Below are 6,861 nucleotides of genomic sequence, written 5' to 3'. Positions count from 1 at the left end.
CATCAAGAAGCGCTACAAGCTAAACAAAAGGCTGCCGCTGAAGCGAAAGAAAAAGCGGCTGAAGAAGCCAAGCAACAGCAGGCTTTGGAAGCTAAACAGAAGGCTGCTGAGGCAGCAGCAAATAAAAGGGCTGAATCTCGAAGAATTGCATCATCAGCTAAGCATGACTTTCAACAGAAGATTTACCACGTTTGGGATGTACCAACGGGTTCAAAAGGAAAAACTGCGAGTGTTCGTGTGACTCTTAATGATTCAGGTGGCGTGACTTCAGTTCTTGTCAACTCAAGTGACCCTGATGTACAAGCAAGTGTTGAAGCAGCAATTCGTCAGGCAGCACCTTACCCAATGCCAAGCGACCCTGATGCTAGGCGTGATGCACGTTCTTTTAGTGCAACGTTTACAGCAAAGTAATACTTTATTGGTGTAACATCATTTACAGTCATGTAAATGATGTTACTTTAAATCATTTATTCAAAACCTCATTATGTGTGCACAATAATTATGGAAATGAATCGTAAATCTTTACTGGCTTTAGTTATTTTAGCGACGTCCCCTCTTTTTGTACAAACTGCGTCTGCTCAACTACATCTAGAAATTGCCAAAGCACCGGATGCTGCACCTAAAATTGCTATTGTGCCATTCTCCACCGACCAGACCATTTATCCTATTGTTGAAAATGACTTAAACCATTCAGGTCGATTTACAAGCGCATCTCAAGGCTTACCAACAACGGCAGAACTCAGTCAAATTAATGCAGATAGCTGGAAAAATGCCAATATTCCTTATGTTGTCGTTGGTAAAGTTACGGCATTAGATGCCAATACAAACCAAATTCACTATCAGCTTTATGATGTCAATAATCAGAAATACTTATTGAATGAAGTTTTAACTGCACCTACTTCACGTACACGTCAAGCAGGACATGCAATTAGTGATGCAATATATCAAGCTCTAACGGGTGTTCCCGGAAGCTTTAGCGGTCGTATTGCATACGTACTACGAAATGCTTCAACACCAGATAAACGTTATACATTACAAATTGCCGATACTGACGGCGAAAGACCTTTTACAGTCTTATCATCGCACTACCCTATTCTATCTCCAACATGGACACCCGATGGAAAACAGCTAGGTTATGTATCTTTTGAGACAAAACGTCCTCGCATTTACTTACAAGACCTTTCTACAGGGCAACGCCAAGTGCTTACCCATTATCAAGGTTTAAACGGCGCACCTAGCTTTTCTCCAGATGGTAAGTCAATGTTGTTTACAGGTTCAATGGATGGCAATCCAGATATATATCAAATGAACCTTGCAACACATGCAATTGAGCGTCTTACCAACGACTCTGCAATTGATACCGAAGCAAGATATGCCCCAGATGGAAAATCATTTATCTTTACCTCTGACCGTGGAGGCTCTCCACAAATCTATAGATATAACTTTGCAGATGGTTCAAGCAAACGTTTAACATTTAGAGGCTCGTTTAATGCACGTAGCACACTAAATGCAGATGGCAGTAAACTTGCAATGGTCAGTCGTCAGTCAGGAAGTGATTATAAAATTGCTATTCAAGATTTAAATAGTGGTGTTGTGAGTATACTTACTCCAACAACATTGGACGAATCACCGAGCTTCTCGCCAAATGGGCAAATGGTTGTTTACGCAACTCAAGAAGGCAATCGTGGTTTATTATCTATCGTTTCAATTAATGGACAATTTCGCATGAATTTGCCAAGTGAACAAGGAGAAGTACGCGAGCCTGCTTGGGCACCTAAATAACTTGATAAGAACCTATTTTATACATGGAGAATAACATGAAAGCTCAATATTTAGTGATTCCGATGATCGCCTCTGCACTCCTTTTTACAGGTTGTGCAAGTCGTAAACCTGCAACAGAAGCGACAACAACACAAAATCCTTCTACAGCAGCACCTATTATGCCTGTAAATACAAATGGTCTGAGTGATGATGCAGCACTTGATGCGAAAAACCTAACAGGTGCATCATCTAAAGGTGTAACGCCTGAAAACAAAGCATTCCTTGCTAATCGTGTTGTACACTTTGACTTTGATAGTAGCTCTATCTCACAACAAGACTATCAAACATTACAAGCACATGCTCAGTTCTTACAAGCAAATCCAACATCACATGTTGCACTTACAGGTCATACCGATGAGCGTGGTACTCGTGAGTACAATATGGCTTTAGGTGAACGCCGAGCAAAAGCTGTTCAAAGTTACCTTATTTCAATTGGTGTGAGTCCGAGCCAGCTTGAAGCAATTAGTTATGGTAAAGAAATGCCTATTAACCCTGCACATACGCCTGCTGCATGGGCTGAAAACCGCCGCGTAGAAATTAACTACGAAGCAGTACCACCATTGTTACGCTAAAATATAAAAAAGCGCTCAATTTGGGCGCTTTTTAATTTGAACTTTTATTTTTCAATTTCATCTCATTGTCAATTTGAATTGATTCAATCATGTCATGTTTATTAAATGATTTATACTCAGGTTTTGACTCATAACTCTCCCAAGCAAGCTTTATGCATTCCTCCGATATCCCTTTTAAGTCTAGAGCTTCAGATGGCGTTGGTACTGCATCAAATTTTTTTACTGTCATGATGTTCTCCCGCATGAAGAAATTGCGACGATTACTTAACATAGCATGTTATTTAGAGCCTGTAAGTATAAAAAAATTGATAATATGTCCAAGAAAAATTTTATTTTTCACAAATCTCATCTAAAATAGCCAAGTTTTTATTTAGCCAAGAAAAAATTGCACAGTTTTTGGAGCATTCTCAGTATGTCGAACACAACTTTATCCCAATATTTACAACAAAAAACGGGAACATTAACACCTGAACTGGCGAGTGTCATAGATGCGATCGCACAATGCTGCAAAGTCATTGACTATAACCTACAACAAGGTGCTATCGCAGGTATTCTTGGAAGTGCTGAACATGAAAATGTACAAGGCGAAACGCAAAAGAAATTAGATATCTTTTCGAATCAACAATTTATTGATGCATTACAAAAGCACCCAAATGTGGGTGCTTTTGCATCAGAAGAGCTAGAAGAGTTTACACCAGCACAAGAAAATGGCGAATATCTTGTTTTATTTGATCCATTAGATGGCTCAAGTAACATTGATATTAATATGTGTGTTGGTACAATCTTTTCTGTGCTCCCAGCTAAAAAAAGCATCCCTGATTTAGAAGACTTTATGCAACCGGGTACAAGTCAAGTTGCAGCAGGTTATGTGATGTATGGTCCATCAACAATGCTTGCACTTACTTTTGGCGATGGTGTTATTCTATTTACATACGACATTGACCTTAAAGAATTTGTGGTTACACAGGAAAACCTCACTATTCCTGCTCAAACACAAGAATTTGCAATTAATGCTTCAAACCAACGTCATTGGGAAGAACCTGTTAAACGCTATATTGATGAGCTATTAGAAGGTAAAACAGGTATACGTGGTAAAGACTTCAATATGCGCTGGATTGCTTGTATGGTGGGAGATATTCATCGTATTTTAAGTCGTGGTGGTATTTTTATGTATCCATATGACTTAAAAAACCCTGAAAAACCTGGTCGCTTACGTTTAATGTATGAAGCAAACCCAATGAGCATGCTTATTGAACAAGCAGGAGGAATCGCTTCAACAGGCCGTATGCGTATTATGGATGTTGTACCTACAGGTTTACACCAGCGTGTTCCTGTTATTCTTGGTGCAAAAGATGAAGTTAATCTTGTCGAAAGCTATCACTAATTTTTTATTTTTTAACTTAGATGTAAAATAGTAATTATTTTACATCTAAGCGGTATTATCTATGTCAGTTATTTATCTTGAATCAAAAGAAAATGCCAAAATCAAGCATTTACGCGCTTTAATTGAACTCAATAACTATCGCAAAAAACATAAGCAAACAGTTTTAGAAGGCACACATTTAAGTCTAGCTTGGTTACAACAAAACCAACACATTACGTCACTGTTCACGACAGAAGCTGCTCTTGAACATATAGATTTAAAAAAGATCCAACAAATTTATAAGGGTCATATTTTTATTTTGAGTGAGGTACTGTATCGTGATTTAAGTACTTTAGGTACGACTTTACCCTGTCTTGCAGTCATTGAAACACCTCAGCAAAGCTCGTCTCTGAACTTTAATGTAGATACACTTATATTAGATGATGTACAAGATCCAGGAAATGTAGGTACATTACTTAGATCTGCCGCTGCTGCAAATATTAAGCAAATCATTTGCACAAAAGGTGTTGCCTCTTTGTGGTCACCCCGCGTATTACGTGCAGGTATGGGTGCACACTTCTCTCTAGAATGCTTTGAAAATATACATCTTGAAGATATTTTACCTCAATTTAATATTCCAGTTTATGTTACAAGCTCTCATAAACCGCAGAGCCTATATACACAAAATCTAACTCAACCATGTGCATGGGTACTCGGTAATGAAGGACAAGGTGCATCTCCTTATGCCCTAGAAAATGCACAGGCTGTAGCAATTCCTCAACCCGGTGGTCAGGAATCTTTAAATGTTGCTATTGCAGGTTCAATTTGTTTTTTTGAGATGGTTCGACAAAGACAATAAATTCGTGCATTTATTGTATAAAAATGTCATCCGCTTATAGAAATCATTTAAAATTAAAAATCTTTCTATATATGTCAACCTATTCTGCTTATCTAACGTTATTGTATTAAATACGTAGAGTAAAAGCAGGATGGGGATTGGATGACAGGATACTCCATCTCTATGGATCGAACACCAAATGACACTGAACCAACCAAAGAATTGGTGTGCCATCCAAAAACTTCAGTAGAACAACGCCTGAAGTTTTTTATGCATGATGTTACAGGCCGCGCACTTGTTATGATGGAAACCGCAACCCAAAATCAACAAGGCATTGCCATGGACTTAGTCCAAGAAGCATTTATTGCATTACACCGTGCCTATCCTAATAAAACATTAGATGAGTGGTACCCTCTTTTCTATACTATTTTAAATAACAAGTTACAAGATTGGAGAAGAAAAGAAAAAAGGCATACTAATCTTTTTTCTTTTTTTCGCAAGGCACCATCGGAAGATGAAATTGATGAAGAAATCAATATCGCTGATGAGCAACAGCTTGAACCATCTTTACAACTTGTACAAACAGCTACAATTGAAGAAATTCGTAGTGCAATCCAAGACCTACCTACCCGACAGCAACAAGCATTTATGCTCCGTGCTTGGGAGGAATTTGACACACAAACCACAGCCCAAATCATGCAATGTACTGAAGGAAGTGTCAAAACACATTATCACCGTGCGATACAGAGTTTAAAACAGAAATTATCGCATCTTCATAACGAATATGGAGGATCATCACATGAGTCATAATGATGATTTTGCAAAAAATGTAACGCAAAAACTTGATAAGCTTGCACACGCACATCGAAATAAACAACGTGTTATGCAAAGTGTTTTAGCAGAAATAACAACACCATCTAAAAAATTAGCACCTGTTTGGAAAGTGACAGGGTTTGCGATTGCTGCTGCCCTTGCAGGTATTGTTATTTTCCCAAATACAATGAACCTAGCAACAAAAGGACATAACACCCAAACAATGATAAATACGAATACAACGAAACTTTCACCACAAATGGTTGATGATTTGGAAATGGTTATGGTATTTGGTGAGGATAGTCATACTCATGGAAGCTAAAAAGCTGATACTCATGCTTGGTACATTATTTTTTTTACAAACGAGTTCTGCTCGCTTTGACAGCTTTTGGCCATTCTCTACCCATAAAAATGACATCACACCTGTAGATGACAACTGGAATGAACTCTCGACACAACAACAAGAAAGTTTATTACAACGTTATCAAAACCTTAAAGATATTCCTGAAGCACAGCGTAGTGCATTACAGCAAAAAATGGATTGGTTTACCCAGCTTCCTGAAGATGAACAGCAAAAAATGCGAGAAGCTTGGCAACAAATGAATAATGCAGAACGACAGCAAATGAAAAAACAAATGCAACAAGCCAGCTCAAAGGAAGAGCGAGACCAAATTCGTGAAGACTACTTAAATAAATATCAAACGATTGCTCAACAAGATTTAAATGAAGCATCCATGCCTATTACTAATACTCATCAATAAATGCATAAATTTGGCGCAAAGTTGCATTAGATAGCTTTGTTTTCTCTCCCTTTAACAAACTCTCTAATCTTTCAATAATTTGCAATAACAATGCAGTTTTATGAGGCCCATGATCTAATAAGTATTCCACAATTTGTGGATCAAGAAGAATGCCTCTCCTATTTAGAACTGACTTCACCAAAGCTTCTCTATCTGAATACGACTGACCATCAGGTAATCGCACACTCACTGCCTGCATTAAACGTGACTGTAAATCAGGAAGTTCAAGTTTTAATTCAATAGGTGCACATCTTGATGAAAAAATAAGTTGTCCATCTTCCTGATTATTATAGTTAATTAAATGAAAAACTGCCTTTTGCCAATGCTTAACACCACTAATTGTTTCAATATCATCTAAAGCAACAAGGTCATATTTCTCAAGCGATGTAATCGCTTCAATAGGTGCATCTAAGAGCTCAAGTAAAGACACATGTATTGCTGACTTACCTAACTCTAAATAAGAATCACAAATCGCAGATAATAGATGGCTTTTACCTACACCACCTTCACCATAAATATAAAATTGCTGAATAAGCCCTGTATGTAATTGACGTATAGCGTCAATTACACTTCCCCAACTTGGGCCTGAAAAATCACTAATACGTGCATCTAATTGGGGTTCAATATTTAATTGTAGTTGACGCATTTAGATAC

The 6,861-nt window shown here is 37.8% G+C and carries 10 protein-coding genes; 8 read left to right on the top strand and 2 right to left on the bottom strand.

Annotated elements, in window-relative coordinates; genetic code table 11:
- From tolA to pal, 3 genes are all read left to right on the top strand, one after another.
- Positions 1-411, top strand: a 411-nt coding sequence (gene tolA, locus P256_RS11695; RefSeq protein ID WP_023273897.1) for a cell envelope integrity protein TolA, incomplete at its 5' end; no start/stop codon positions are given.
- 90 nt (positions 412-501) lie between these two features.
- Positions 502-1,782 (top strand): Tol-Pal system beta propeller repeat protein TolB, encoded by a 1,281-nt coding sequence (gene tolB, locus P256_RS11690; protein ID WP_023273896.1) that lies wholly within the window; start codon positions 502-504, stop codon positions 1,780-1,782.
- Positions 1,783-1,817: 35 nt separating this feature from the next.
- Entirely contained in the window at positions 1,818-2,393 is a 576-nt protein-coding gene (gene pal, locus P256_RS11685; RefSeq protein WP_023273895.1) for a peptidoglycan-associated lipoprotein Pal, read from the top strand.
- A 31-nt stretch (positions 2,394-2,424) separates the two neighbouring features.
- On the opposite strand, the gene P256_RS11680 is transcribed toward pal, so the two are convergent.
- A complete protein-coding gene (locus tag P256_RS11680) occupies positions 2,425-2,622 on the bottom strand; it encodes an NF038105 family protein (protein ID WP_023273894.1) in 198 nt (65 codons plus the stop codon).
- Between the two features lie 183 nt (positions 2,623-2,805).
- Between P256_RS11680 and P256_RS11675 the strand changes: the two genes are divergently transcribed.
- The 5 genes from P256_RS11675 to P256_RS11655 all read left to right on the top strand — a co-directional run bounded on the left by P256_RS11675 (position 2,806) and on the right by P256_RS11655 (position 6,168).
- The gene (locus P256_RS11675) at positions 2,806-3,777 is read left to right on the top strand and encodes a class 1 fructose-bisphosphatase (protein ID WP_023273893.1); all 972 of its coding nucleotides are present in this window, start codon (positions 2,806-2,808) and stop codon (positions 3,775-3,777) included.
- A 61-nt stretch (positions 3,778-3,838) separates the two neighbouring features.
- Complete coding sequence (locus P256_RS11670) at positions 3,839-4,615, top strand: TrmH family RNA methyltransferase (RefSeq protein ID WP_023273892.1); 777 nt, start codon at positions 3,839-3,841, stop codon at positions 4,613-4,615.
- A 141-nt stretch (positions 4,616-4,756) separates the two neighbouring features.
- Positions 4,757-5,404, top strand: coding sequence for an RNA polymerase sigma factor (locus tag P256_RS11665; RefSeq protein ID WP_023273891.1), 648 nt, complete (start codon positions 4,757-4,759; stop codon positions 5,402-5,404).
- Positions 5,394-5,729 (top strand): hypothetical protein, encoded by a 336-nt coding sequence (locus tag P256_RS11660; protein WP_023273890.1) that lies wholly within the window; start codon positions 5,394-5,396, stop codon positions 5,727-5,729. Before P256_RS11665 ends, P256_RS11660 begins: the two co-directional genes overlap by 11 nt.
- Positions 5,719-6,168 carry a DUF3106 domain-containing protein gene (locus tag P256_RS11655; protein ID WP_023273889.1) on the top strand — a complete coding sequence of 150 codons (450 nt, stop codon included), beginning with the start codon at positions 5,719-5,721 and terminating at the stop codon, positions 6,166-6,168. Before P256_RS11660 ends, P256_RS11655 begins: the two co-directional genes overlap by 11 nt.
- Here P256_RS11655 and hda read toward each other — a convergent pair.
- Complete coding sequence (gene hda / locus P256_RS11650; protein ID WP_023273888.1) at positions 6,152-6,853, bottom strand: DnaA regulatory inactivator Hda; 702 nt, start codon at positions 6,851-6,853, stop codon at positions 6,152-6,154. The genes P256_RS11655 and hda overlap by 17 nt on opposite strands.
- Positions 6,854-6,861: the final 8 nt, after the last annotated feature.

This window comes from Acinetobacter nectaris CIP 110549, assembly GCF_000488215.1.
In the GTDB taxonomy this organism is placed as follows: Bacteria; Pseudomonadota; Gammaproteobacteria; order Pseudomonadales; family Moraxellaceae; genus Acinetobacter; species Acinetobacter nectaris.
The sequence above is the reverse complement of the archived record's forward strand: the minus strand, read 5'-3'. Positions and strand labels throughout refer to the sequence as shown.

What these genes read in the sequence shown, in the direction of transcription:
- P256_RS11680 (WP_023273894.1), bottom strand. Translation starts at nt 2,622, where the DNA reads ATGACAGTAAAAAAATTTGATGCAGTACCAACGCCATCTGAAGCTCTA.
- hda (WP_023273888.1), bottom strand. Translation starts at nt 6,853, where the DNA reads ATGCGTCAACTACAATTAAATATTGAACCCCAATTAGATGCACGTATT.
- P256_RS11660 (WP_023273890.1), top strand. Translation starts at nt 5,394, where the DNA reads ATGAGTCATAATGATGATTTTGCAAAAAATGTAACGCAAAAACTTGAT.
- P256_RS11655 (WP_023273889.1), top strand. Translation starts at nt 5,719, where the DNA reads ATGGAAGCTAAAAAGCTGATACTCATGCTTGGTACATTATTTTTTTTA.
- P256_RS11675 (WP_023273893.1), top strand. Translation starts at nt 2,806, where the DNA reads ATGTCGAACACAACTTTATCCCAATATTTACAACAAAAAACGGGAACA.
- P256_RS11665 (WP_023273891.1), top strand. Translation starts at nt 4,757, where the DNA reads ATGACAGGATACTCCATCTCTATGGATCGAACACCAAATGACACTGAA.
- tolB (WP_023273896.1), top strand. Translation starts at nt 502, where the DNA reads ATGGAAATGAATCGTAAATCTTTACTGGCTTTAGTTATTTTAGCGACG.
- P256_RS11670 (WP_023273892.1), top strand. Translation starts at nt 3,839, where the DNA reads ATGTCAGTTATTTATCTTGAATCAAAAGAAAATGCCAAAATCAAGCAT.
- pal (WP_023273895.1), top strand. Translation starts at nt 1,818, where the DNA reads ATGAAAGCTCAATATTTAGTGATTCCGATGATCGCCTCTGCACTCCTT.